Source organism: Pseudomonas sp. GW458-11-26-14-LB4 (assembly GCF_059423925.1).
Genome location: NZ_JBWKYU010000010.1, coordinates 1 through 25,473 on the forward strand (window position 1 = coordinate 1; position 25,473 = coordinate 25,473).

Below are 25,473 nucleotides of genomic sequence, written 5' to 3' on the forward strand. Positions count from 1 at the left end.
GCTGGGGTGAGGGGGAAGGGGGTTACTCAACCTTCGATCTGTCGCAATCGCTTGTACAGCGTATTGCGGCTCACCCCCAACCGTCGCGCCAGATGGGAAATATTCCCGCCGGCCAGCTGCAACTCCCGGTTCAACGCCTCGGCATCGTTCAGGTCGATGCCCAGCGGCTCGGCCACTTCCACCGGCTCCATCTCCAGATCGACAAAAAAGTCGTCCGGCAAATCCTCGGGTCGAATCGGTTGTTCCTCGGCCATCGCCAGCGCCACCTGCATCACACTGCTGACCTGACGCAGATTACCCGGCCACGGGTGTCGTTCAAACAAGTCCAGCACCTCGCGACTCAATCCCGCCCACTGCGATGGCTCGCGATGCTGTTCCCACAACCGCTTGAACAGCGCCTGCTTGTCACTGCGCTCGCGTAACGGAGGCAATTCCAGAGTCAAACCGCCAATGCGGTAGTACAGATCCTCGCGAAAACGACCCAGTTGCACCTGTTCCCTGAGCGAACGGTTGGTGGCGGAGATGATCCGTAGATCCACCGGAAACAGCTCGCTGCTGCCCACTGGTTGCACGCAGCGCTCCTGCAACACGCGCAACAGGCGAGCCTGAGTCGGCAGCGGCATGTCGCCGATTTCGTCGAGGAACAGCGTGCCCTTGTCGGCCTTGCGGATCAGTCCGATGCTGCCTTTCTGGTTGGCGCCGGTGAACGCACCTTTTTCATAGCCGAACAGCTCGGACTCCACCAGTTCGGCGGGGATCGCCGCGCAGTTGACGGCAATGAACGCCTGTTTGCTGCGGGAGCTGGCCTGGTGCAGGGCCTTGACGAAGACTTCCTTGCCGACCCCGGTTTCCCCGTGAATCAGCAGCGGGATGTCCTTTTCCAGCAGGCGTTCGGCCTGGCGCACGACTTTTTCCACGCGGCTGTCGCCGAAGTGCAAAGTGCTCAGGCTGATGGCCGTCGGTACGGCGACTTTCGGTTCGGCAGTTCTGGCTTCAGCGGTTCTTGTTTCAGTGAAGACGCGCGCCTGAATCGGCGCCTGTTTAGGCCGTTTCAACAAACACTGAAAACGATTGCGCCCGGAAGTCTGCAAGGCAAACGGCAAACCGTCTGGCTGATTGATCAACTCCAGCAACGACACCTTGAACAGACTTTCAACGCTGACCCGCGACAACCGCACGCCCAACAGATTGTCGGCCCGACGGTTGGCCGACAACACCTGACCGCTCTCATCAAAGATCAGCAGCCCGGCCCACTGGCTGTCGAGGTTGTTCAACCCGGTGTTGAAGGTCAGTTGAAAGTGCTGGCCATGGAACAGGTTGAGGATCAGCCGGTTCTCCACGGTCTGGCTCATCATCTTGACCATGCCGAGGGTGTGCGACGGTGGCAGATAGCTGTCGCTGGACACATCGAGCACGGCGATGACCTTGCGCTCTGCATCGAAAATCGGTGCGGCGGAACCGGTCATGAAGCGATTGGCCTTGAGAAAGTGTTCATCGTGTTCAATGTGCACCGCCTGCTCGCAGGCCAGCGCCGTGCCGATGGCGTTGGTGCCGCTGGCGCGCTCGACCCAACTGGCGCCGGCCTGAAAACCGCGCGCCAGATTCGGCTCGATAAAGCGCTGGGTGCCCCAGGACGTCAGCACCTGGCCCTGATTGTCGGCCAGCATGATCAGACAGTTGGAGTTGCTCAGGATGTTCTCGTAATACGGCAGCACTTCCTGGTGAGTGGTCTGCACCAGCGAATGATGACGGTCGAGCAACTGCGCGATGCCGGCAGCGGGCAACTGATCGAAGGCCGGGGCGCTTTGATGATTGAGACCGAAGGCACGGCAACGGGACCAGGAGTCCTGGACGATGGCGTCATGGGAAAGCGGCGGGGCAGGTGCGGCCATGATTGGCAGTCTCTGAAGGGTGCTTTGTTGTTTTTGTTATGGCTCGTTCGACGAGCAAAAAAGCATCTATAGAGTGTTGTTCACTATTGTTCATTGTCAATCGCCCGACTGTTCAATTGTTCAGTCGCGACTGTTCACTTGTGTTCAGCTACGAACCCCGGTTTGCGTGGCCTCCAGCGAATTTTGCAGTAAATCAACAGCTTGCCGTTTCTGGCACGAATGTCGCTGTACAGGACAGGTCGCTTGACTCCAATAATAAAAAGGCCGAGCCATGTCACTCACCCTGGAGCACGTCAGCCGTACCGTCGAGGGCCAGACCTGGATCGACGATGCGAGCCTGAAATTCGAACCTGGATCCTTCAACGTTTTGCTCGGGCGCACGCTGTCCGGCAAGACCAGTCTGATGCGCCTGATGGCCGGTCTGGACAAGCCCGACAGCGGCCGCATCCTGATGAACGGCGTCGACGTCACCCAGCGCCCGGTACGTCTGCGCAACGTGTCGATGGTCTATCAGCAGTTCATCAATTACCCGACCATGACGGTGTTCGAGAACATCGCGTCGCCGCTGCGCCAGGCCGGGATCTCCAACGAGCAGATTCAGAGCAAGGTGCAGGAAACCGCGAAGATGCTGCGCATCGAGAAGTTTCTGAAGCGCTATCCGCTGGAGCTGTCCGGCGGTCAGCAGCAGCGCACGGCCATGGCCCGGGCGCTGGTCAAGGATGCCGAACTGATTCTGTTCGACGAGCCGCTGGTCAACCTCGACTACAAACTGCGCGAGGAGCTGCGCCAGGAAATGCGCGAGCTGTTCAAGGCGCGCCACACCATCGCCATCTACGCCACCACCGAGCCCAATGAAGCGCTGGCGCTGGGCGGCACCACCACCATTCTGCACGAGGGCCGGGTGATCCAGAGTGGCCCGTCGGCCGAGGTCTATCACCAGCCGCAAACGGTGCTGGCCGCTGAATTGTTCTCCGAGCCGCCGATCAACCTGATGCCGGGGCGTATCGCCGGTAACGAAGTGAGCTTTGCCAACTTCGTGCACTTCCCGTTGAACGTCGATCTGCGGCCGGTGGGCGAGGGCGAGTTCCGTTTTGGTGTGCGCCCGAGCCACATCTCATTGGTGCCGAGCAACGACGACGACCTGGAACTGGCGGTGACCGTCGAGGTGGCGGAGATCAGCGGTTCGGAAACCTTCCTCCACGTGCGCAACGAGCATTTCCTGCTGGTGCTGCATTTGCCGGGTGTTCACGAATACGACGTCGATGCGCCGATCCGCATCTATATCCCGACCCATAAACTGTTTGTGTTCGATGCGCAGGGCCGTCTGGTGCAGGCACCGGGCCGGCGCGTCGCGAGGGTTGCCTGATGGCCGAAATCCGTTTGCAGCACCTCGCCCACAGCTACAGCAAAACCCCGAGCGGGCCCGAGGATTACGCGATCCGCGAGATGGACCACATCTGGGAGCAGGGCGGCGCCTATGCCTTGCTCGGTCCGTCGGGTTGCGGCAAGTCGACCTTGCTCAACATCATTTCCGGTCTGCTCAGCCCGTCCCAGGGTCATGTGCTGTTCGACGGCAAAGCGGTCAACGATCTGACCCCGGAAAAGCGCAACATCGCGCAGGTTTTCCAGTTCCCGGTGGTGTACGACACCATGACCGTGTTCGACAACCTGGCCTTTCCTTTGAGAAATCAGGGCCTGGCCGAGGCGAAAGTACACAGCAAGGTGCAGGAAATCGCCGAAGTCCTCGACCTGCAGAACCTGTTGAGCAAAAAGGCGCGCAACCTTACTGCCGACGAAAAACAGAAAGTTTCCATGGGCCGTGGCCTGGTGCGCGATGACGTGTCGGCGATCCTCTTCGATGAGCCGCTGACGGTGATCGACCCGCACCTGAAATGGAAACTGCGGCGCAAGCTCAAGCAGATCCACGAGCAATTCAACATCACCATGGTCTACGTCACCCACGATCAGCTGGAGGCGTCGACCTTCGCCGACAAGATCGCGGTGATGTACGGCGGCCAGATCGTCCAGTTCGGTACCCCACGGGAATTGTTCGAGCGGCCGAGCCACACCTTTGTCGGCTACTTCATCGGCAGCCCGGGGATGAACCTGATCGAAGTGCAGCCGCAACCGGGCGGGGTCGGTTTCAACTCGACCCACCTGCCGCTCTCCGACGGCTTGCAACGGCATATCGAACACGGTCAGTGGAAAAATCTGAAGGTCGGCATCCGTCCCGAGTTCATCCATGTGTGGGACGAGCCGTTCGATGACGCGATGCAGGCGCGGGTCGTACACGTCGAGGACCTCGGCACCTACAAGATCATGACCCTGGATCTGGACGGCGCGCCGCTGAAAGTGCGTCTGGCCGAAGACAAACCGGTGCCGCAGGGCACCGCGAACATCAGTTTTCCGGCGCAGTGGCTGATGGTCTATGCCGACGAGTTTCTGCTGGATGCCACCGACAGCGAGGTACAGCCATGAACAAGGTGCAGAACAACAAAGCCTGGTGGCTGGTGTTGCCGGTGTTCCTGCTGGTGGCGTTCAGTGCGGTGATCCCAATGATGACCGTGGTCAACTATTCGGTGCAGGACATCTTCGACCAGTCCAGCCGCTACTTCGTCGGTGCCGACTGGTACAAGCAGGTGCTGCTAGATCCGCGTCTGCACGACTCGTTGCTGCGCCAGTTCATCTACTCGGCGTGTGTGTTGCTGATCGAAATCCCCCTCGGCATCGCCATTGCGCTGACCATGCCGACCAAGGGCCGTTGGTCGTCGGTGGTGCTGATCGTGCTGGCGATTCCGCTGCTGATTCCATGGAACGTGGTCGGCACCATCTGGCAGATTTTCGGCCGCGCCGACATCGGCCTGCTCGGTTCAAGCCTCAACGCCATGGGCATCAGCTACAACTACGCGGCCAACACCATGGACGCCTGGGTCACCGTGCTGGTGATGGACGTCTGGCACTGGACTTCGCTGGTGGCACTGTTGTGTTTCTCCGGGCTGCGGGCGATTCCCGACGTGTATTACCAGGCCGCGCGCATCGACCGGGCCTCGGCCTGGGCCGTGTTCCGCCATATTCAGTTGCCCAAGTTGAAGAGCGTGCTGCTGATCGCGGTGATGCTGCGCTTCATGGACAGCTTCATGATCTACACCGAGCCGTTCGTGCTCACCGGCGGCGGGCCGGGTAACTCGACGACCTTCCTGAGTCAGACCCTGACCCAGATGGCCGTAGGCCAATTCGACCTGGGGCCGGCGGCGGCATTCTCGCTGGTGTACTTCCTGATCATCCTTCTGGTGTCCTGGCTGTTCTACACCGCCATGACCCACAACGATGCCAACCGCTGAGGCCCGGCCATGAGCAAAAGAAAGCTGATCCCCCTGCTGCTCTACATCCTGTTCCTGCTGGTGCCGATCTACTGGCTGCTGAACATGTCGTTCAAGAGCAACACCGAAATCCTCGGCGGACTGACCCTTTTCCCACAGGATTTCACGCTGGCGAACTACAAGGTGATCTTCACCGACCCGAGTTGGTACACCGGCTATATCAATTCGCTGTACTACGTCAGTCTGAACACGATCATTTCTCTGACCGTGGCACTGCCGGCGGCCTACGCGTTTTCGCGCTATCGCTTTCTTGGCGACAAACACCTGTTCTTCTGGCTGCTGACCAACCGCATGGCGCCACCGGCGGTATTTCTACTGCCGTTCTTCCAGTTGTATTCGTCGATTGGTCTGTTCGACACCCATATCGCCGTGGCGCTGGCGCACTGCCTGTTCAACGTGCCGCTGGCGGTGTGGATCCTCGAAGGTTTCATGTCCGGGGTGCCGAAGGAAATCGACGAAACCGCCTACATCGACGGCTACAGCTTTCCCAAGTTCTTCGTGAAGATCTTCATCCCGCTGATCGGCTCCGGCATCGGTGTGACGGCGTTTTTCTGCTTCATGTTTTCCTGGGTCGAGCTGCTTCTGGCGCGCACGCTGACCTCGGTGAACGCCAAACCGATCGCGGCGGTGATGACGCGCACGGTGTCGGCGTCCGGCATTGACTGGGGTGTACTGGCGGCGGCGGGGGTGTTGACTATCCTCCCCGGCATGCTGGTGATCTGGTTCGTTCGCAACCACGTGGCCAAGGGCTTTGCCCTGGGCCGGGTCTGAGGAACTGATGATGGAATGGATGAGCTGGACCGTCCCGACGGCGGCATTTTTCATCGTGATTGGTTTGATCCTGGTGGGCATGACCACCTGGGAACTGCGCTCGCCGAGCATCTTGCGGCGAGGGTTTCTGCCGATTGCCACCACCCGTGGCGATCGCTTGTTCATCGGTCTTCTCGGCAGCGCCTACCTGCATCTGCTGGTAATCGGCGTGACCGACTGGAGCATCTGGGTAGCGTCCGCGTTGTCCCTGGTGTGGCTGTTGGCTGTGATGCGTTGGGGCTAGTCGAATCGCTCGGCAATCTTGCTCCGAAAACCTAACAGGAGGTCTCTATGTTCGATAAGAAAAATAAGCTGCGACATAGCATTTCATTGGCAGCCATGCTGGCACTCAGCGGTTTGAGCGCGTCCGCCTGGGCCGACGCCTACGAAGATGCCGCAAAAAAATGGATCGGCAGCGAATTCAAGCCGTCGACCCTGACACCGGAGCAGCAACTCGAAGAACTGAAGTGGTTCATCAAGGCGGCCGAGCCGTTTCGCGGGATGGACATCAAGGTCGTCTCGGAAACCCTGACCACCCACGAATATGAATCCAAGGTGCTGGCCAAGGCCTTCAGCGAAATCACCGGTATCAAGCTGACCCACGACCTGCTGCAGGAAGGCGACGTCGTGGAAAAAATGCAGACCGTGATGCAGTCGGACAAGAACATCTACGACGGCTGGGTCAACGACTCGGACCTGATCGGTACGCACTTTCGCTACGGCAAGACCGAATCGATCACCGACCTGATGGCCAACGAAGGCAAGAACTTCACCTCGCCGACCCTCGACATCAAAGACTTCATCGGCATCTCCTTCACCACCGCGCCGGACGGCAAGATCTATCAGTTGCCCGACCAGCAGTTCGCCAACCTTTACTGGTTCCGCGCCGACTGGTTCGAGCGTGCCGACCTGAAAGCCAAGTTCAAGGAAAAGTACGGCTATGAACTGGGCGTCCCGGTGAACTGGTCGGCCTATGAAGACATCGCCAAATTCTTCAGCGAAGACGTCAAGGAAATCGACGGCAAGCGCATCTACGGGCATATGGACTACGGCAAGAAAGACCCGTCCCTGGGCTGGCGCTTCACCGATGCCTGGTTCTCCATGGCCGGTGGCGGCGACAAGGGCATTCCCAACGGCTTGCCGGTGGACGAGTGGGGGATTCGTGTCGAGGATTGCCACCCGGTCGGCTCCAGCGTGACCCGCGGCGGTGACACCAACGGCCCGGCGGCGGTGTTCGCCACCACCAAATACGTCGACTGGCTGAAAAAGTACGCGCCACCGGAAGCGGCGGGCATGACCTTCTCCGAATCCGGCCCGGTGCCCTCCCAGGGCAACATCGCCCAGCAGATCTTCTGGTACACCGCGTTCACCGCCGACATGACCAAACCGGGCCTGCCGGTGGTCAGCGCCGACGGCACGCCGAAATGGCGTATGGCACCGTCGCCACGCGGGCCGTACTGGGAAGAAGGGATGAAGCTCGGTTATCAGGACGTGGGCTCCTGGACCTTCATGAAGTCCACGCCTGAGAAACAGAAACTCGCGGCCTGGCTGTACGCGCAGTTCGTGACTTCGAAAACCGTGTCGCTGAAGAAAACCATCGTCGGCCTGACGCCGATTCGTGAGTCGGACATCAACTCGCAAGCGATGACCGATCTGGCACCGAAACTCGGTGGTCTGGTCGAGTTCTACCGCAGCCCGGCCCGCGTGCAATGGACCCCGACCGGCACCAACGTGCCGGACTACCCACGCCTGGCGCAACTGTGGTGGAGCCACATCGCTGAGGCCGCCAGCGGCGAGAAGACCCCGCAACAGGCCCTCGACGGTCTGGCCAAGGATCAGGACGCGATCATGACCCGTCTGGAACGGTCCAAGGCCCAAGCGGTGTGCGCACCGAAAATGAACCCCGAGCGCGACGCGCAATACTGGTTCGACCAACCGGGCGCACCAAAACCGAAGCTGGCCAACGAGAAGCCGAAGGGCGAAACCGTGAGCTACAACGAACTGCTCAAGTCGTGGGAGGCGGCACGCAAGTAAGCGCTTTTGCGGGACGGAACGGCACCTTCGGGTGCCGTTTTTTTTAGCCCTCGATTTCACGTTTCACCGCCCGGCGCACCGCTTTGAGGAGGGCGTTTTCAAAGGCGTTGTGCCCGGCGTGCAGCAGCCGGCAGTGGATGTTCATGCGTTGCCTGAGCCAGCGCACGCTGGCCATGCCATGGGTATCGCGGATGCCCTGGATCAGCAGGGTGTTGTCATCGAGGGTCAGGTCTTCATCCTTTGGCGTGAAGCAGTAGTTCTGCAGGTGGTAATGCAGTTCCAGACGAATCGCGAGCACGGCTTCCTGATCGACGAAGCGCTCCAGTGTGTCGGGGCAAATCGTCTGCCCTGTGCGACGTAGAACAGCGTTCAACCATTCGATGGCGGCGCGGTTTTGCTGCGATGGACAGCCTTCGCCGAGGATCCGATAGATGTCCCTGGCACGGTGGCTGGGCGACATTTGAGGCGATTGCGCCAGCCCGTCATTGAGCGCCTGATCGTAGGCCCGGACATTGTCGGCAAACGGCACGAATACCGAGACCAGCGTGGTTTTCAGCAGGTGCTGCGGATAGCGCTGTTGGTACTGGATCGCCAGCCAGCTACCCCATGACACCCCCAGCACGCTGATTTTTTCGAAGCCGAAATGCTGGCGCAGGGCATCGATGTCTTCGACACACTGCCCGGTAGTGTTATCCCGAAGTTCGCCGTAGGGCGTCGAGCGTCCGCAACCTCGTTGATCAAACAGGATGATGTCGAACCGGCCCGTGTCGAAGAACTGCAAATGGTGGCGGCTGATACGCCCGCCGGGACCACCATGGATAAAAAACACCGGTTCGTGTCCCGGAACACCATGCCGTTCCCAATAGAGTTGATGGCCGTCGCCGGTCGGGTAATAACCTCGGCTGTGCAGGGAAAAGCTCATGGCGTCGGAACCGTCAGACGATAGAACTGGAACAGCTCGACCTGCCCCGGTCGCGCCGCGACGCTGGATTCAAGTTTCAGGTGGTGGATGGAGGCGAGCCAGGTGACCGGGATCAGCACCGGCGTGTGACCAAAGACGAGGATCGTGCCACCGGGTTTTACGCAGCGGATCAGCGATTCGAATGCGGCCTGGGCCTCACGGCGGGTCAAGACTTCGGCGTTGAGGAACCGCAGGATCAAAACATCGCAGCGAATCCCGGCATCGGAAGCCTCACTCGCCTCAAGCTCGTCGAATTCGACGGAGATCCCGCTGTGACATCGCCTGGCGTGTTCGATCATCGAGGCCGAACGGTCACTGCCCAGGCACAGACAGTCGGGGAGGGCGCGGGCGAGGTGGGCGATGAACGCGCCGGTTGAACAGGCCGGGTCGTAAATCAGTGCGCCTTTTTCAGTGATGGCCTGGAGCAGCCCGGCGCAGTATTCGCGCAAGTGGTGCTCGTCGGTGTTCAGCTGTTCGGCCAGTGATTCGTTGCATTGCCAGAAGTCTACCGGGCAGACCGCTTCCCGGCCCGCCTCATCCAGCAGCGGAAAGGGAAACAGGATCTCACTGTCAGCCTGATGCAAGGCGTGCTCGAAGAACTGCGCTTTGTCTGCGGGGGAGACCGTCCGATAGCCGATTGACAACCCGTCATCACCGCACAATGAGTGGAGATGCGGGCCAAACAACATGCCGGGTTTGAGCGCGCTGCCGGCCTGCCACCGGAAATGCCGGTCACGCTGCAGGAGCTTGCGGCCGACCCAGAGCTCATCGTTCACCCGCAGGAAAAAAACGTGATGCAGTCCGCTGCCTCGTGGTTCGAGGTAGTGGCCAACAGCGCCGTTCTCGTTGAGGTAAAGGCGCATGGATCGGGCCAAGGTCAGTTCCCGGGTGCGATCGAGTCGGTTCATGGGGCTGGCCTCTCCAGCGTACGGCCCCGGGCTTGCGGGATGACGACATTGCCGCTGGAAACCACGAAGAAGCGTTCCAGTCCGGGGATCACCACGTTGAGCAGGGTGGTGCCGAGCTCGGTTCGCTGCAGGATCGCGGCCCCCAGCGTACGGCCATGAATCCGCAGGTCTTGAGTCAGCAAGTGCAGTTGATTGTCCACCGACAGGTCTTTGGCGGAACCCGCCAGTCTCACCTCGTGTTGAACGCAGCGATGCAGCAGCATCTGCGGATCGAACAGCGCACAGCGCAGCAGGCGCGGGAAAGGCTGCAGGTTGCGCAGCGCATTGACTAGCGTCTGGTGGTATTCGGGTTCGGCGGCACTCAGTTGCAACTGCACCAGTTCAGTAAGCGCCCGCCACGCAGCATGGCGCGGGTCGAGAGAGCTGCCGCTGCCGAATACCTGTGGATGAGCGCCCGGCTTCGTCGTGAACGCCAGAAAGGTCCGGGTCATGAACTCGGTGCTGATATCCACCAGCACGATTTCGCCGTCGATTTCCTGCTCGGCATCGGCCCATAGACGACCGAGTTCGTCGCTTTCAGCGAGGCGCGCCACCCGTCGCAGTGGTGGATGGTTCTGGTAATAAAAATGATCGAGCAGAAACAACGATACGGCGTCGCGCTCGATGCATTCGTTGGCGGCGTGCAGCATCGCTTCGTTGTAAGTGGCGCCAATCGCGGTGCCGTTGTTGCTGGCGTAGCGCTGCACGGCGCGGTAGTCCGCCATGCCCGGTGACGAGGGCAAACGTGAGCCGTTCGGCGAGGTCAGCGCCAACGGATAGGAAAACCGGTCATGCCACGGCGGACAGACATAGGTCCGGCAGGTGATGCGCACGTTTTGCTGGCAGGTGAGCCTGTGCAGGAGCGAGTCATCGGCAAACACCGGCGTGTCTTTGAAATAGCGTTCCGTCTCGTGGTGAACATCGTAGGTACAGAGTTCATCCGTCCAGTAGTGCTCGAGCGCTTCATAAAGCGCGCCCAGGTGCGCCTGATCCACATAGCCCTTGCCGGAGCCACGGGCATGACGGTTGTCGCCGCCATGAAGACTCGCCTGAACGGCAACCACTTTGCTGCCGAGGGTGCGGGTGTGCGGTGTGAGGCCCAGGCGTGAAAGTTCGGTGTGAATACGCCGTTCTGCCTGATCGGCCGTGAGCTCACGCTCGGCCAACGTTGTCTTGTCCATGATTTCCTTCCTGGAAAGCCCGCGAGGGCGCAAGGCCCCCGCGGGTTCTGTCACTCGGCGTTGAGTTCCGCCTGTTCTTCCTCGGTCAGTTGCAGCGCTTCGATCTGCTCTGGCGAGGGTGCTTCCTGCTCTTCCAGTTCATCGATAGGGTTTGCGTTCAAGCTGCCCATGTAGCCCATGATGTTGCTCCTTGGTTGTTGTTTGGGAGTGCTTTTACAAGCACGAGCCGAATCTAAAAGGGCGGTGAGGGCGGGGTCAAAAATGTCCAGACGTTTCCAGTCGCGGGTTTGAGCGGTGTCGAAACACGTACTGATAAAACGTGAATTGACGCCGGGCGGACGTGTTTCTGGGGGGGCAGCACTGCGTGGCAACGGGCGAACCAAGCGAAAGGAATCAGCGGTTCGAGGCGTTCTGTCGTGTGCCGCTGTCGGACGTTTCAGCGCGGGGACGACGCAAATTCGTACTGAAGGATTTACGGAGATGGATGCAGCACTTGTGCGGTGATTTTTCCCATGAGGTTTGAGAAAACACCGCACAAATCGGCTTGACGGTTCAGTGCCGTTCCCGGTGCATCACAGGAAACACCAGACTGAACACGGTCATCGCCCCCGGACGGCTTTGAACCTGCGCGGAGCCCTGATGCAAGGTCATGATCGAATGCACGATGGCCAGCCCCAGCCCGGTACTGCCCTGTGAACGGGTGCGGCTGCTGTCGACCCGGTAAAAACGGTCGAACAGATACGGCAGGTGCTGCGCTTCGATGCCTGCGCCGGGATTGCTCACCCGCAGCGACACCTCGTTCGGCGCCTGTTCGATGAACAGTGAAACGGTCTTGCCGGACGGGCAGTGGCGCAGGGCATTGGACAGCAGATTGGAAATCGCTCGCTGAATCATCAGCCGGTCCCCCGACACCTGAGCGCTGCCGATGACCTTCAGCTCGATCTGTTTGTCCTGCGCCGTCAGAGAAAACAGGTCTGCCACCTTGGACGCCTCTTCTTCCAGTGCAATCGGCTCGAACGAGGCGTGCGCCGCAGACTGGCTGGCCTGGGCCAGGAACAGCATGTCCGAGACAATCCGCGCGACCCGCTCCAGTTCCTCGGTGCAGGACACCAGAACGTTGGTGTATTCCTCGACCGAGCGCTCCCGCGACAGCGTCACCTGGGCCTTGCCCATCAGGTTGTTGATCGGCGTGCGCAGCTCGTGGGCCAGGTCATCGGAGAACTGCGACAACTGCTGCACGCCGCTGTCCAGTCGATCAAGCATGACGTTGATGCCCTGCGCCAGTTCGCTGAGTTCCTGGGGCATGTTCAGCACCGACAACCGGTGATCGAGATCCTGCGTCGTCACTCGTGCCGCCACTTTGCGAAACTCCCGAAGCGGGGCCAGCCCTCGCTGCACGGCGCCCCATGCGGTCAGGCCGATGAACACCAGCAGCAACGGCAAAGCCATCAACGTCGAGCGCAAATAAGCACTGAGCAAGGCCCGATCGTTGGCGTTATCCATCGACAGCAGCACCGGTACGTTGCTGCCGTCCTCGAGGCGAATCAGCTTGGAGACGGTGAGAAAATTCGCGCCTTCAGCATCGGCGCTGTCGGTGTGGGTCAACTGATCGGTGGTCGCCCGAACTGCCTTCAGTTCAATCCGTGGATCGGTCAGGCCCGAGCCGGACTTGAGCAGCGGGGTGCGCAGGTTGTTCAGGTCGTAAATGGTCAGGGTCAGGTTGTCATGCCCCATGACCTGATCGAGCAGAATGTGCGGCTTGGCGCTGATCTCACCGGTGTCGGCGTACAGCGTCAAGCTGTGCTCGACCTGTTCCATCTTCTTTTCCAGGCTGTCGCGCGATAGCGCGTTCAGCTCATGGGTCAGGGCGAAATACGCGAGGATGGCCAGAAACACCACCAGCAATGCACCCAGAATGCTGACCGTCAGACCCAGCCGCAGCGACAGGCTCGCAGGCTTCATTCCCGCGCCTCCAGCACATAGCCGACACCGCGCAGGGTGTGGATCAGTTTGCTGTCGAACGGGTCGTCGATCTTCGCCCGCAGGCGGCGGATCGAGACTTCGACCACGTTGGTGTCGCAGTCGAAATTCATGTCCCACACCAGCGAGATGATCTGGGTGCGGGTCAGCACTTCGCCGGACTGGCGCATCAGCAGATGCAGCAGGGCGAACTCCTTGGTGGTCAGGTCGATGCGCTGCGTGCCACGAAAGGCCCGGTGACGACCCGGATCAAGTTCCAGATCGGCGACCTTGAGCACCTGCGGCACCGGAATGTTCTCGCTGCGACGCATCAACGTGCGTACCCGCGCCAGCAGTTCCGGAAACTCGAACGGCTTGACCAGATAATCATCGGCGCCCAGGTCCAGGCCACGGATCTTGTCCGCCAGCCGCCCGCGTGCGGTGAGCATCATCACCCGGGTGGAGTGGGTGCGACGCAGTTGTTCCAGCACGCTCCAGCCATCGAGTTCCGGCAGGTTCACATCGAGAATGATCAGGTCATAAACCTGTTGTTGCGCCAGGTGCAAACCGTCAGCGCCATTAACGGCGTGGTCAACGATATAACCACTTTCGGTCAGACCCTGATGCAAGTATTCGGCAGCTTTAAGCTCGTCCTCGACGACAAGGATTCGCATGATGTTTCACCACTTTTAATGAATGGGTATTTAAGTAAGTGAGTCTGGAAGTTGCAGTTTTTGCAGGGGCTTCCTGACAGACTTTGAAACTGAGTGGCGGGCACGGTAAAGGCTGTAGTGGCTACAGAGTCAACGCCTGAGCCCTTTAAATCGGCCGTCCGCGACAGCCTGTCGCAGTGGAGTGGTGCATTTTTCACGACTTTCATTTCGGCAAGTGCTGTCCGGCAGATAACTAACGTGCATTTGTTTCTATCTATTGCAACAAAGTCATTCGAACTTCGAATCCTAGAGCAAAACAACTTCGATAAACCGTGGATAACGGATTTGTAATGTTCACGTCACCTTGTCGATAAGTTCAAAACCCTACCGTGGCGCCATCAACGATTCTTGATTGAAGGAAGCCTTCCATTGCCCGGTTTAATTGAACTGACGGCGCGATCACGCCTGAAAAAAACCGCCAGCGGCCTCTTGTTGCTGGCCTGTACCAGCCTTGCCAGTGCATCGACCCTGACCCTGGATCAGGCGCTGCAAACCGCCTTCGCCGGCAACCCGGAGCTGGCCGCCGCGCAGTGGGAAATCAGCATTGCCGAGGGCGACCGCAAGCAGGCCGGGCTGATCCCCAACCCCGAGGTGTCGTGGGAGGCCGAAGACACCCGACGTGAATCGCGCACCACCACGGTGATGCTCAGCCAGCCGATCGAGCTGGGCGGCAAGCGTGGCGCGCGGATTGATGTGGCGAGTCGTGCGCAGGATGCCGCCGGCATCGAGCTGGAGCGCAAGCGCAATGCACTGCGCGCCGACGTGCTTCAAGCGTTCAACGGTGCGCAAACCGCGCAGCAACGTTTGCAACTGGCCCGGCAGTCGCTGCAGCTCGCCGAGCACGGTTTGCGTGTGGCACAGGGGCGGATCGAGGCGGGCAAGTCGTCGCCGGTGGAAGGCACGCGGGCGCAAGTGCAGCTTTCGGAAGTGCGCCTGGAATTGAGCCGCGCCGAGCGCGATCAGGCCAATGCGTACCAGCAGCTGGCGCAGGTCATGGGCGCACCGTTGCCGACGTCGACCACGGTGCAGACCGCGACTCAAAGCCTGCCCAGCGTACCGCCGCCCACCCGTTTGCTTGAGCGCTTGAACGAGACCGCGGAGCTGCGCCTGGCCAGGTTGCAGATCGAGCAGCGCGAGGCGTCGCTGGGGCTGGAAAAGTCCCAGCGGATTCCCGATCTCACCGTCAGCGTCGGCAGCCAGTACAGCGAAGCCGAGCGCGAGCGGGTCAACGTGGTGGGGCTGTCGATGCCGATTCCGCTGTTCAACCGCAATCAGGGCAACGTGCTGGCGGCGGCGCGGCGTACCGATCAGGCGCGTGACCTGCGCAACGCCACCGAACTGCGTTTGCGCACGGAAATCCAGACCACGCTGGCGCAATGGCAGACCGCCAACGGCGAAATCCAGGCATTCGACCGGACCATCCTGCCCGCCGCGCAAAGTGCGGTGGACAGCGCCACTCGCGGTTTCGAAATGGGCAAGTTCGGCTTCCTCGACGTGCTCGACGCCCAGCGCACATTGATCGCCGCTCGCAGCCAATACATCCAGGCGGTGAGCGAGGCGACCGACGCCCGGGTCCGCATCGAACGCATCTTCGGCGACCTCAGCGCCAACCCTTGAATTTCAACTTTCTGATCACTGCGCGATGGTTTGGCGCAGAGGAGTTTCCATGGATAAAAAACTGATTGTGGTCGCTGCGGCGACGTTGGCGCTGGGCATTGGCATCGGCTCGATGTGGAGCGGCAATGCGTCCATCGATGCGCATGCCGACGAAGCGGCGGAACACGCCGATCACGCCGAAGAAGGCGCCGCTGCTGACGGCGAGCATGCCGAAGAAGGGCACATAGAATTGACGGCCGAGCAGATCGCGGCGGCGGGGATTCAACTGGCCGCCGCCCAGGCGCATAGCTTCAGCCTCGGCCTGTCGTTCCCCGGTGAAGTGCGTTTTGACGAAGACCGCACCGCGCATGTGGTGCCGCGCGTGCCGGGCGTGGTCGAGTCGGTGTCGGTCAATCTCGGGCAGTCGGTGAAAAAGGGCCAGTTGCTGGCGGTGATCGCCAGTCAGCAGATTTCCGATCAGCGCAGCGAGCAGGCAGCCGCGCAACGCCGCTTGGCCCTGGCCCGCACGACGTTCGAGCGCGAGAAGAAACTGTGGCAGGACAAGATCTCCGCCGAACAGGATTTCCTCCAGGCACGTCAGGCCCTGGAGGAAGCCGAAATTGCCGTGAGCAATGCCCGGCAAAAGATCAGCGTGCTCAGTGGCAGTGTGGTCGCCACCGGTGGCAATCGCTATGAACTGCGGGCGCCGTTCGACGGTGTGGTAGTGGAAAAGCACCTGACGCCGGGCGAGGTGGTCGATGAAACCACGGCGGCGTTCACGCTCTCGGATTTGTCGCGGGTGTGGGTCACCTTCGGCGTGTCACCGAAGGATTTGAACAAGGTGCAAGTGGGCAAACCCGTCACCGTCAGCGCGGCGGAGTTGAACGCCGAAGTCAGCGGCACCGTGGCTTACGTCGGCAGCCTGCTCGGCGAACAGACCCGTACCGCGACCGTGCGCGTCACTTTGGAAAACCCGCAAGGCTCATGGCGCCCGGGCCTGTTTGTCACGGCGCTGGTCGCCACCGACAGCCGCCAGGCCAAAGTCGCCGTACCGGAAACCGCAATCCAGACCGTCGAGGACAAACCCACGGTCTTCGTGCGCACAGAAGACGGCTTCAAGGCCCAAGCGGTGGAGCTGGGCAGTCGCGCGGCGGGTCAGGTGGAAGTCACCGCCGGGCTGGAGCCTGGCGTTCAAGTCGCGAGCGCCGGCAGCTTCGTCCTCAAATCGGAGCTGGGCAAAGCCTCGGCCGAGCACAGTCATTAATCGCGGAAGACTCCCATGTTCGAACGCCTGATCCAGTTTGCCATCGAGCAGCGCATCATCGTGTTGCTCGCCGTTCTGCTCATGGCCGGCCTCGGTATCGCCAGTTATCAGAAACTGCCGATCGACGCCGTGCCCGACATCACCAACGTCCAGGTACAGATCAACACCGGCGCGGCCGGGTTCTCGCCGCTGGAAACCGAGCAGCGCATCACCTTTCCGATTGAAACCGCGATGGCCGGCCTGCCGGCGCTGGAGCAGACGCGCTCGCTGTCGCGTTCGGGGTTGTCCCAGGTCACGGTGATCTTCAAGGACGGTACTGACCTGTTCTTTGCCCGGCAATTGGTCAACGAACGATTGCAGTCGGCCAAGGAGCAATTGCCTGAGGGCGTGGAAGCGGTGATGGGGCCGATTTCCACCGGTCTCGGCGAGATCTTCTTATGGACGGTCGAGACCAAGGAAGGCGCGCTGAAAGATGACGGCACGCCCTACACGCCGACCGACTTGCGGGTGATCCAGGACTGGATCATCAAGCCGCAACTGCGCAACGTCCCCGGCGTGGCCGAGATCAACACCATCGGCGGTTTTGCCAAGGAGTACCAAATTGCGCCCGACCCGAAAAAACTCGCGGCCTACAAACTGACCCTCACCGATCTGGTGACGGCGCTGGAGCGCAACAACGCCAACGTCGGCGCCGGGTACATCGAGCGCAGCGGCGAGCAATTGCTGATTCGCGCGCCGGGCCAGGTGGCGAGCACCGAGGACATCGCCAACATCGTGATGGCCAACGTCGACGGCACGCCGATCCGGATCAAGAACGTCGCCACCGTGGACATCGGCCGCGAACTGCGCAGCGGCGCCGCCACGGAAAATGGCCGCGAAGTGGTGCTCGGCACGGTGTTCATGTTGATCGGTGAAAACAGTCGCACGGTTTCCCAGGCCGTCGCCGCGAAGCTCGAACAGATCAACAAATCGTTGCCCGCCGGCGTGATCGCGGTGCCGGTGTACGACCGCACGCATCTGGTCGACAAGGCCATCGCCACGGTGAAGAAGAACCTCGTCGAGGGCGCGATTCTGGTGATCGCTATCCTGTTTCTGTTCCTCGGCAACATCCGCGCCGCGCTGATCACGGCGATGGTGATTCCGCTGTCGATGCTGTTCACCTTCACCGGCATGTTCAGCAACAAGGTCAGCGCCAACCTGATGAGCCTCGGCGCGCTGGACTTCGGGATCATTGTCGACGGCGCGGTGGTAATCGTTGAAAACACCCTGCGCCGACTGGCCCATGCGCAGCAGCATCACGGACGCCTGCTGACGCGATCCGAGCGTTTCCATGAAGTGTTTGCGGCAGCGAAAGAGGCGCGGCGACCGCTGATTTTCGGCCAGTTGATCATCATGGTCGTGTACCTGCCGATCTTCGCCCTGAGCGGTGTTGAGGGAAAAATGTTCCACCCGATGGCGTTCACCGTGGTCATCGCGTTGCTCGGCGCCATGCTGTTGTCCGTGACTTTTGTGCCAGCGGCGATTGCGCTGCTCGTGACCGGCAAGGTCAAGGAAGAAGAGGGCGTGGTGATGCGCGGCGCCCGTCGCGTTTATGCGCCGGCGCTGAACTGGGTCATGTCCCATCGGGCGATGGCGGTCGGCGCGGCGTTGGGTGTGATTGTGCTCAGTGGCGTGGTCACCAGTCGCATGGGCAGCGAGTTTGTGCCGAGTCTCAGCGAGGGCGATTTTGCCTTGCAGGCGTTGCGGGTGCCGGGCACCAGCCTGACGCAATCGGTGGACATGCAGCAGCGGCTGGAAACGTTGATCCTCAATAAAGTGCCGGAAGTCGAGCGCGTGTTCGCCCGCACCGGTACTGCGGAAATCGCCTCCGACCCGATGCCGCCGAACATCTCCGACAGCTACGTGATGCTCAAGCCCAAAGAGCAATGGCCGGACCCGGGCAAGTCCCGCGAAACCCTGATGGCCGAACTGCAACAGGCCGCGGCAACGCTGCCGGGCAGTAACTATGAACTGTCGCAGCCGATCCAGTTGCGCTTCAACGAACTGATCTCCGGCGTGCGTAGCGACGTTGCGGTCAAGGTGTTCGGTGACGACATGGACGTGCTCAACGCCACGGCGGCGAAGATTGCCGCCGCGATGCAGAAGGTCGACGGTGCGTCCGAGGTCAAGGTCGAGCAAACCACCGGTCTGCCGGTGCTGACCATCAACATTGATCGCGACAAGGCGGCGCGTTACGGGCTCAACGTTGGCGATGTGCAGGACACCATTGCGGTGGCCGTCGGTGGGCAGAAGGCCGGGACGCTGTATGAAGGTGACCGTCGTTTCGACATGGTGGTGCGGTTGTCCGACGCCATGCGCAAGGACATCGACGGGTTGTCGGCGCTGCTGATTCCGGTGCCGGCGGCGGGTGGTGATGCTTCCAGTCAGATCGGTTTCATTGCGCTGAAGGACGTTGCCAGCCTCGATCTGGTGCTGGGGCCGAATCAGGTCAGCCGCGAGAACGGCAAGCGCCTGGTGATCGTCAGCGCCAACGTACGTGGGCGTGACATCGGTTCTTTCGTCGCCGAGGCGGGCGAAGTGATCGAGCGCGACGTGCAGGTGCCGGCGGGTTACTGGACCACCTGGGGCGGTCAGTTCGAGCAACTGCAATCGGCGGCCAAGCGCTTGCAGATCGTGGTGCCGGTGGCGTTGCTGCTGGTGTTCGGGTTGCTGTTCATGATGTTCAACAACCTCAAGGACGGCTTGCTGGTGTTCACCGGGATTCCGTTTGCGCTGACCGGCGGGGTCATGGCGTTGTGGCTTCGGGACATTCCGCTGTCGATCTCGGCGGGCGTCGGGTTTATCGCGCTGTCCGGCGTGGCGGTGCTCAACGGGCTGGTGATGATCGCGTTCATTCGCAACTTGCGGGAGGAAGGCCGGTCGTTGTCCGAAGCGATCCATGAAGGCGCGCTGACGCGATTGCGCCCGGTGTTGATGACGGCGCTGGTGGCGTCTTTAGGCTTCATTCCGATGGCTCTTGCGACCGGCACCGGGGCCGAGGTGCAGCGACCGCTGGCGACGGTGGTGATTGGCGGAATTCTGTCCTCGACCATTCTCACGCTGCTGATCCTGCCAGCGCTGTATCAGCTGGCGCATCGTCGGGACGAGGAAGCGCCTACTGCGGCCTAGTCACTTTTTGCCTCAACAACAGGCCCGCCATTGCGGGCCTTTCTACATGACGGATATGTAATTTCGGCGCCACCGTCACGAAAGGTTCGGATTGTTACCTTGATCCCGTCAGTGACTTGAATGAGGAATCAACGATGAAACTTGCACAGATTGGCGCGTTTGCCGTGGCTCTGATGATGTCTTCGCTGGTGTTGGCCGAAGGTGGCGGGGATCGCACCTTCGACCGGATGATGACCGCCAACGACCGTTCCATGGAGCTGTATGTAGCCAGGGAAAAGGCCCGCGACCCGGTTGTCGTCAATGAGAAGAAACACGACACCACCAAGGACCTTTAAAAACGCCGCGCTGGAACAAGCCTGTCGTCCGAATTCCGATGCCGGGCTTTTTTGGAGGAATTGAACATGAAGTGGATCAAGTGGATGACCTTCGCCGGCGCCATGGCGATGTCTGTGAATGTGCTGGCCGAAGGCGGTGGTGATCGAACCTTCGAGCGAGCGTTCAGCGCCAACGCCAAGGCCATGGAGCAATACGCGGCCGAACGGGGCAAGGCGGCGCCCGTGGTGAAGGATTACGAATACGGAATGAAGCTTGATGTGGTGAAAATCGTCAGCGTTGTGAAGCCCCAGCCCGCTTGCGCCGTCGTCCCCACTGCGATGACCTATGAGGATTCGAACGGGCAGCTCAATACGCTCAAGTACAGCGTGGCGGGTGCTTGCCGGAACAGCGGCAGCTGATGCTGCGCACTTTCACGGTGTGCACCCGGCCATTGTGGTCATGCGCGGAAGACCCTGGCGTCTGCCGCGCTTTTGCGTTTGCGGGTTATTTGACTGGCAATGGCTCAGCAGTCGCGCCGGCAGCTACCGCAGGCGCTTCATGGCTCAGTTTGCGGCGGGCAATCTCTGCTCCACGCTGGCGCAGGGGCGTTTCGATAAAGCGGTAATTGAGCTCGCTCAGCACTACCAGCAGAACCAGAGACGTCGCTAACAGCTCAAGGGTAAAACGCCCGTCCAGAGGCACGCCCTGACTGGCGGCCACACGGGTCCAGATCTCTGTACTCAGGTGATTGGTGAAGACGTGAATCACGTAGAGTCCATAGGATCGCGAGCCGGCCCACTGCATGAAACCGCGCATGAAGGCCGGGCAGTAGATGTAACCCTTCTCGTAACTCGCCAGCCAGACAATCAGCACCGCGACGAGCGCGACCATGCCGACGGCAATCGGCATGGCTATCAGTTGTATGGCGACAGCACCCAGCATGTAGAGCAGAAACAGCGTGCAGAACATGGATCTGGTCGAACTCTGCCCCAGCTCACGCGGTTCGATCTGCCGATAGAGGCGGGTTCGGGTAAACAGGCACAGGAGAATTCCCCAGAGCATTGCGTCCAGGCGGAAGTACGTGAGGATGCTCATGGGGTGGCCGAAAGGATTTCGATCCACACCAAACTGCAAGGCAATGAGCGCGAACAGGACGATGACGCGCCAGCGTGGCGACGTTATGAACAGCAGAAAAAACGGAAAGACGAAGTAGAACTGCTCCTCCAGCGCCAGGCTCCAGTATTGGGGGCTGGAACCCAGCAGTGATTGGTAATGAGCGATGTTGCCAGTGAATGTTGCTACGGCAGTGAAACTGCGCAGATTGTCGTACCACGAGCCGAAGGCGTTCGACTGGTTGAACACAATGGAAAACAACAGCGGGAGGAGAATCCAGAGCCACGCAGTGGGCAACAGCCGGTAGGCGCGCCGTAGCCAGAAACAAGCGGCGGCCAGCCCCGGCTGGCCTTGCGCGCGGTGTTTGTCGAAATAGTCCAGATAGGCCTTGCTCACCACGAAACCGGAAATGCAGAAGAACAGATCGACCCCGGTCCAGGGCATGAAGACAGAAAAGATCCTCAGCAGCGTATCGGCGTGAAACGGCAGCATCATGTTGACGTGGCTCAAGAGGGTCATGGCGACGGCCGCGCCTCTCAAGTATTCGATTTCCAGGTTTTTACGCGCGCTCATCGATCCCTCGTTGTTCTTGTTTTTCAGCGCTGGCGAAGATGGCAGGTGACCGCTTGTCCGGTCAAGAAATCGATCTGTTATTTGCGGAACAAAAAAAAGCGCCCCGAAGGACGCTAAAGGATTCACCTCTTACCAAAGGAGCAAGGAGCTTCTAAAGGTGAATGGGCATTGCTCGTGAAACTCAGAGAATCGCCAGCGGGTATTCGACGATCACCCGTACCTCATCCAGGTCCGACTCAAATGCCGTGGCTCTGGTCGTGGCCTGGCGCAGGCGCAGCGACAGGTCTTTCATCGAACCGCTCTGCACCACGTATTTGACTTCGATGTCACGCTCCCAGCGCTTCTGGTCGGTCAGTGGATTGCCGTCGGCATCGCGGCGCATGTACACGGCGTTGGCGTTGGAGTAATCGGCGTCGGTGCCGCGTGCATAACGGGTCATGAACGACAGGCCGGGCACGCCGTAGGGGGTCATGTCGAGGTCGTAGCGCACCATCCACGAACGCTCTTTCGGCGAGTTGAAGTCGCTGTACTGGATCGAGTTGTCGAGGAAGATCGAGTCGGACTGGCGCAGGTAGTCGAAGTCGTCGTTGCCGTTGTTGCGCTGGTGGGAAAGGGCGACGGAATGCGCGCCGAGTTTCACGCCGACGCGGCCGCTCCAGATGTTGTTGTCGAACTCGCCGAGCAATTGTTTGCCCTCGTCGACCGCCTTGTAGTAATTCAGGCCGCCGAACAGCGACAGGTCATCCGACAGCGGATATGTCCAGGCGGTGCCGGCGTAGTACTGGTTCCAGGCATCTTTGAGGCGGCTGGAGTACAGGCTGAAGCTCAGATTTTTGTTCAGCGCGTAATCCCCGCCGCCGTAAGCGATCCACGGCGAGTTGACCGGGCCGGCATAGAAGGTCGCGAAGTTCTCGCGCAGGTCGCTGGACACCGGTTGACTCATCGCATGCAACCGGCCGCCCTGGATCGACAGGCCTTCGACGCTGTTGTTGGTCGCGGTCACACCGCGAAAGCTTTCCGGCAGCAATCGCGAATCACCTGCCGCGACCACCGGGTTGGCCGGGAACACATCACCGACTTTCACCACCGTATCGAAGGCCCGCACTTTGGCGGCGCCGCCGACCTTGGTGTATTCGTCCCGTGCTTCACCGTCGCTGTTGACCGGCAACACATCGAACGAACTGCGGCCACCGTTGCGGCCGTCGCCGGTGTCGAGCTTCAGGCCGATCATCGCAAATGCATCCACCCCGACCCCGACGGTGCCCTGGGTGAAACCGGATTCGAACTTGCCGATGATGCCGTGGGCCCAGGCTTCGGAGTATCCATTGCCGGTAGGGCTGGACTGACCGTTGCGGTGATCACGGTTGAAGTAAAGGTTACGGTTGAGCACCGTCAGGCTGCTGCCTTCGATAAACCCTTCGGGTTTTTCTTCTGCAAACACCGTGGACGGCCCGGCGCCGACGACCACTGCCAGAGCGGCCATCGATATTTTTGTGTTGTTAACCATCAATCACTCCTTGGGTTCGGCAGAACGGGAACGAGCTTCGGCGTGGGTTTTATTGTTCGACGGACAAGGGGCCCGCCGGCATGGTCGCCGGGTGACATCGTTGCAGGCTGCAGATAACGCGGAGGTGATTGGGGAATTACAATTTTGTCAGGTGGGGCGGGCGAAACTCACACACAGGGTGGGTCTGATCGTTCCATGTATGCAAATGTTCGTTTCTACCGTTCGAAGCTATCCAGCACGTCTTCTGGCAGAGAGGTATCGATGTCATTGGGAAGTGTGAGTTGGCCCTTCATGGTTCCGATCCGTTGGGCGCGCGTTTTTTTCAAGGTGACTTTGTCTTTGCGTTCTTCGGCTAACGCCTTTAGGCCGTCCATCAACTCTGAAAAAATATCTCGCTTCATGGTTTCTGGATCTCCACTTGATGGGTGACTTTCGAATTTAACGGTATAGGCCAACTGCGTGATGTCAGCCGTTGCTCATCGTTTTGAAGGCAAATTCCTAAAAAGGGGAGGGCGTTGAAAATCAAAATCCCACAAAAACAAAAACGGCACCCGAAGGTGCCGTTTCTGTTTCTAGCCAACTATCGCTGAGCGATCAGCCCGCCAGGCCCGATTGCTGAACCAGGGTCAGCAGCGGTTGTGGGTAGACGCCGAGGAAGAACGCAACCACAGCGATCGCCAGCAGCATCACGCCGCCTGCTTTCTGTTCCCAGTGCAGTTGGGCGTCGTGGCGGCGCAGGTTTGGTTCGATCAGGTACAGGGTGACCATCACGCGCAGGTAGTAGAACACGCCGATGGCGCTGCCCAGTACCAAGGAACCTACCAGCCACCATTGGTGCGACTCGACACCGGTAGCGATGATGTAGAACTTGCCGATGAAGCCAGCGGTCAGCGGGATACCGGCCAGGGACAGCATCATCACGGTCAGTACGGCGGTCAGGTACGGACGGCGCCAGAACAGGCCGCGGTATTCGTACAGCGCGTCTGCGTCACGGCCGTTGTACGGCGAGGACATCAGGGTGATCACGCCGAATGCGCCGAGGCTGGTGATCACGTAGGTGACCAGGTACACGCCGATGGCTTCCACCGCCAGACCCTTGCTCGCCACCAGTGCGATCAGCAGGTAGCCGAAGTGCGCGATGGAGGAGTAACCGAGCAGACGCTTGAGGTTGCTCTGGGTCAGGGCCAGCAGGTTACCGAACAGGATCGAAGCGATGGCGATGATGGTCAGCACGTTGCTCAGTACGCCACTGCTTGCGCCAGGGGAGATTTGGAACAGACGAACCATGACCGCGAACACAGCCACTTTCGACGCGGTGGCGAGGAACGCGGCCACCGGTGCCGGAGCACCTTCGTACACGTCCGGCGTCCACAAGTGGAACGGTACCAGCGACAGCTTGAACGCCAGACCGATCAGCATCATGCCCAGGCCCAGTTGTGCCAGCGAGCTTGGCAAGCCGGTCGCGGCCAGGGCCTGACCGATACCGACGAAGCTCAGCGAACCCGAGTCTGCGTACAGCAGCGCCATACCGAACAGCAGGAACGCGGAACCGGCGGCCGACAGCACCATGTACTTGATGCCGGCTTCCAGCGAACGCTTGTTGAAGAAGGCGTAGGCCACCAGACCGTAGACCGGCACCGAGAGCAGTTCCAAACCGATGAACAAGCCGGCCAGGTGCTGCGCGCTGACCAGAACCAGGCCACCGGCGGCGGCCATCAGGATCAGCAGGTACAGTTCTTCACGGTTGCCCGGGTAACCCGAACCGCCATCGCCGAGGTAGGCGTGGGCGAGGGTGACGCAAGCGAGGGTGGCGACCAGGATCAGCGCCATGTACAGGCAGGCAAAGGTGTCGATCTGCAGCAATGGAGTCACGGCCAGAGGCGCGACTTTCAGGGCCGGCAGGATCGACAGCAAGGCCAGGTTCAGACCTGCCACCGAAATCAGGAAGGTCTGCGAGTGGTTGCGGCGCCAGGCGATTGCCAGCATCACCACGATAATGGTGAGGCTGGTGATCAACAGTGGCGCAAGCGCAATAAAGTGTTGAATCGTGAATTCCATAG

22 protein-coding genes are annotated in these 25,473 nt (G+C 60.4%); 11 read left to right on the plus strand and 11 right to left on the minus strand.

The features are described from left to right. Window positions 1-26: 26 nt before the first annotated feature. A complete protein-coding gene (locus AC07XZ_RS14800; protein WP_102687948.1) occupies window positions 27-1,892 on the minus strand; it encodes a sigma-54-dependent Fis family transcriptional regulator in 1,866 nt (621 codons plus the stop codon). Between the two features lie 271 nt (window positions 1,893-2,163). On the opposite strand from AC07XZ_RS14800, the gene AC07XZ_RS14805 reads away from it, so the two are divergent. From AC07XZ_RS14805 to AC07XZ_RS14830, 6 genes are read left to right on the plus strand one after another with little or no spacing between them, the layout of a single operon-like run. Beyond that, complete coding sequence (locus AC07XZ_RS14805; RefSeq protein WP_102687949.1) at window positions 2,164-3,258, plus strand: ABC transporter ATP-binding protein; 1,095 nt, start codon at window positions 2,164-2,166, stop codon at window positions 3,256-3,258. Next, window positions 3,258-4,370, plus strand: coding sequence for an ABC transporter ATP-binding protein (locus tag AC07XZ_RS14810; RefSeq protein WP_102687950.1), 1,113 nt, complete (start codon window positions 3,258-3,260; stop codon window positions 4,368-4,370). The genes AC07XZ_RS14805 and AC07XZ_RS14810 overlap by 1 nt, the downstream gene beginning before the upstream one ends. Beyond that, the gene (locus AC07XZ_RS14815) at window positions 4,367-5,233 is read left to right on the plus strand and encodes a carbohydrate ABC transporter permease (protein WP_007951487.1); all 867 of its coding nucleotides are present in this window, start codon (window positions 4,367-4,369) and stop codon (window positions 5,231-5,233) included. Before AC07XZ_RS14810 ends, AC07XZ_RS14815 begins: the two co-directional genes overlap by 4 nt. Before the next feature lie 9 nt (window positions 5,234-5,242). Next, the gene (locus tag AC07XZ_RS14820) at window positions 5,243-6,043 is read left to right on the plus strand and encodes a carbohydrate ABC transporter permease (RefSeq protein WP_007951486.1); all 801 of its coding nucleotides are present in this window, start codon (window positions 5,243-5,245) and stop codon (window positions 6,041-6,043) included. A 10-nt stretch (window positions 6,044-6,053) separates the two neighbouring features. Next, window positions 6,054-6,326 (plus strand): DUF2160 domain-containing protein, encoded by a 273-nt coding sequence (locus AC07XZ_RS14825; RefSeq protein WP_039767461.1) that lies wholly within the window; start codon window positions 6,054-6,056, stop codon window positions 6,324-6,326. 47 nt (window positions 6,327-6,373) lie between these two features. Beyond that, window positions 6,374-8,116 carry an ABC transporter substrate-binding protein gene (locus tag AC07XZ_RS14830; RefSeq protein WP_102687951.1) on the plus strand — a complete coding sequence of 581 codons (1,743 nt, stop codon included), beginning with the start codon at window positions 6,374-6,376 and terminating at the stop codon, window positions 8,114-8,116. A gap of 43 nt (window positions 8,117-8,159) precedes the next feature. Here AC07XZ_RS14830 and AC07XZ_RS14835 read toward each other — a convergent pair whose 3' ends face one another. The 6 genes from AC07XZ_RS14835 to AC07XZ_RS14860 all read right to left on the minus strand — a co-directional run bounded on the left by AC07XZ_RS14835 (window position 8,160) and on the right by AC07XZ_RS14860 (window position 13,838). Then, window positions 8,160-9,038 (minus strand): alpha/beta fold hydrolase, encoded by an 879-nt coding sequence (locus AC07XZ_RS14835; protein WP_102687952.1) that lies wholly within the window; start codon window positions 9,036-9,038, stop codon window positions 8,160-8,162. Next, window positions 9,035-9,940: a class I SAM-dependent methyltransferase gene (locus AC07XZ_RS14840; RefSeq protein ID WP_258538705.1), complete on the minus strand. Its 906-nt coding sequence runs from the start codon at window positions 9,938-9,940 to the stop codon at window positions 9,035-9,037. The genes AC07XZ_RS14835 and AC07XZ_RS14840 overlap by 4 nt, the downstream gene beginning before the upstream one ends. A gap of 41 nt (window positions 9,941-9,981) precedes the next feature. After that, a complete protein-coding gene (locus AC07XZ_RS14845) occupies window positions 9,982-11,205 on the minus strand; it encodes a YcaO-like family protein (RefSeq protein ID WP_102687954.1) in 1,224 nt (407 codons plus the stop codon). Window positions 11,206-11,255: 50 nt separating this feature from the next. Beyond that, window positions 11,256-11,384 carry a hypothetical protein gene (locus AC07XZ_RS14850; RefSeq protein WP_007951477.1) on the minus strand — a complete coding sequence of 43 codons (129 nt, stop codon included), beginning with the start codon at window positions 11,382-11,384 and terminating at the stop codon, window positions 11,256-11,258. A gap of 373 nt (window positions 11,385-11,757) precedes the next feature. After that, entirely contained in the window at window positions 11,758-13,167 is a 1,410-nt protein-coding gene (locus tag AC07XZ_RS14855) for a heavy metal sensor histidine kinase (RefSeq protein WP_102687955.1), read from the minus strand. After that, window positions 13,164-13,838: a heavy metal response regulator transcription factor gene (locus AC07XZ_RS14860; RefSeq protein WP_007951475.1), complete on the minus strand. Its 675-nt coding sequence runs from the start codon at window positions 13,836-13,838 to the stop codon at window positions 13,164-13,166. Before AC07XZ_RS14860 ends, AC07XZ_RS14855 begins: the two co-directional genes overlap by 4 nt. A 408-nt stretch (window positions 13,839-14,246) precedes the next feature. Between AC07XZ_RS14860 and AC07XZ_RS14865 the strand changes: the two genes are divergently transcribed. From AC07XZ_RS14865 to AC07XZ_RS14885, 5 genes are all read left to right on the plus strand, one after another. Beyond that, window positions 14,247-15,494, plus strand: a complete 1,248-nt coding sequence (locus tag AC07XZ_RS14865; RefSeq protein ID WP_102687956.1) for a TolC family protein — start codon at window positions 14,247-14,249, stop codon at window positions 15,492-15,494. Window positions 15,495-15,543: 49 nt separating this feature from the next. Then, window positions 15,544-16,737 (plus strand): efflux RND transporter periplasmic adaptor subunit, encoded by a 1,194-nt coding sequence (locus tag AC07XZ_RS14870; RefSeq protein WP_102687957.1) that lies wholly within the window; start codon window positions 15,544-15,546, stop codon window positions 16,735-16,737. 15 nt (window positions 16,738-16,752) lie between these two features. Next, entirely contained in the window at window positions 16,753-19,905 is a 3,153-nt protein-coding gene (locus tag AC07XZ_RS14875) for an efflux RND transporter permease subunit (protein WP_102687958.1), read from the plus strand. 134 nt (window positions 19,906-20,039) lie between these two features. Beyond that, window positions 20,040-20,240: a co-regulatory protein PtrA N-terminal domain-containing protein gene (locus AC07XZ_RS14880; protein WP_102687959.1), complete on the plus strand. Its 201-nt coding sequence runs from the start codon at window positions 20,040-20,042 to the stop codon at window positions 20,238-20,240. A 66-nt stretch (window positions 20,241-20,306) separates the two neighbouring features. Beyond that, window positions 20,307-20,639, plus strand: a complete 333-nt coding sequence (locus AC07XZ_RS14885; RefSeq protein WP_102687960.1) for a DUF2790 domain-containing protein — start codon at window positions 20,307-20,309, stop codon at window positions 20,637-20,639. Between the two features lie 85 nt (window positions 20,640-20,724). On the opposite strand, the gene AC07XZ_RS14890 is transcribed toward AC07XZ_RS14885, so the two are convergent. From AC07XZ_RS14890 to nuoN, 4 genes are all read right to left on the minus strand, one after another. After that, the gene (locus AC07XZ_RS14890; protein ID WP_102687961.1) at window positions 20,725-21,906 is read right to left on the minus strand and encodes an acyltransferase family protein; all 1,182 of its coding nucleotides are present in this window, start codon (window positions 21,904-21,906) and stop codon (window positions 20,725-20,727) included. A gap of 181 nt (window positions 21,907-22,087) precedes the next feature. Beyond that, entirely contained in the window at window positions 22,088-23,413 is a 1,326-nt protein-coding gene (locus tag AC07XZ_RS14895) for an OprD family porin (protein WP_102687962.1), read from the minus strand. A 215-nt stretch (window positions 23,414-23,628) separates the two neighbouring features. Next, entirely contained in the window at window positions 23,629-23,814 is a 186-nt protein-coding gene (locus AC07XZ_RS14900; RefSeq protein WP_102687963.1) for a hypothetical protein, read from the minus strand. Window positions 23,815-24,007: 193 nt separating this feature from the next. Then, the gene (gene nuoN / locus AC07XZ_RS14905; protein ID WP_102687964.1) at window positions 24,008-25,471 is read right to left on the minus strand and encodes an NADH-quinone oxidoreductase subunit NuoN; all 1,464 of its coding nucleotides are present in this window, start codon (window positions 25,469-25,471) and stop codon (window positions 24,008-24,010) included. Between the last annotated feature and the right edge of the window lie 2 nt (window positions 25,472-25,473).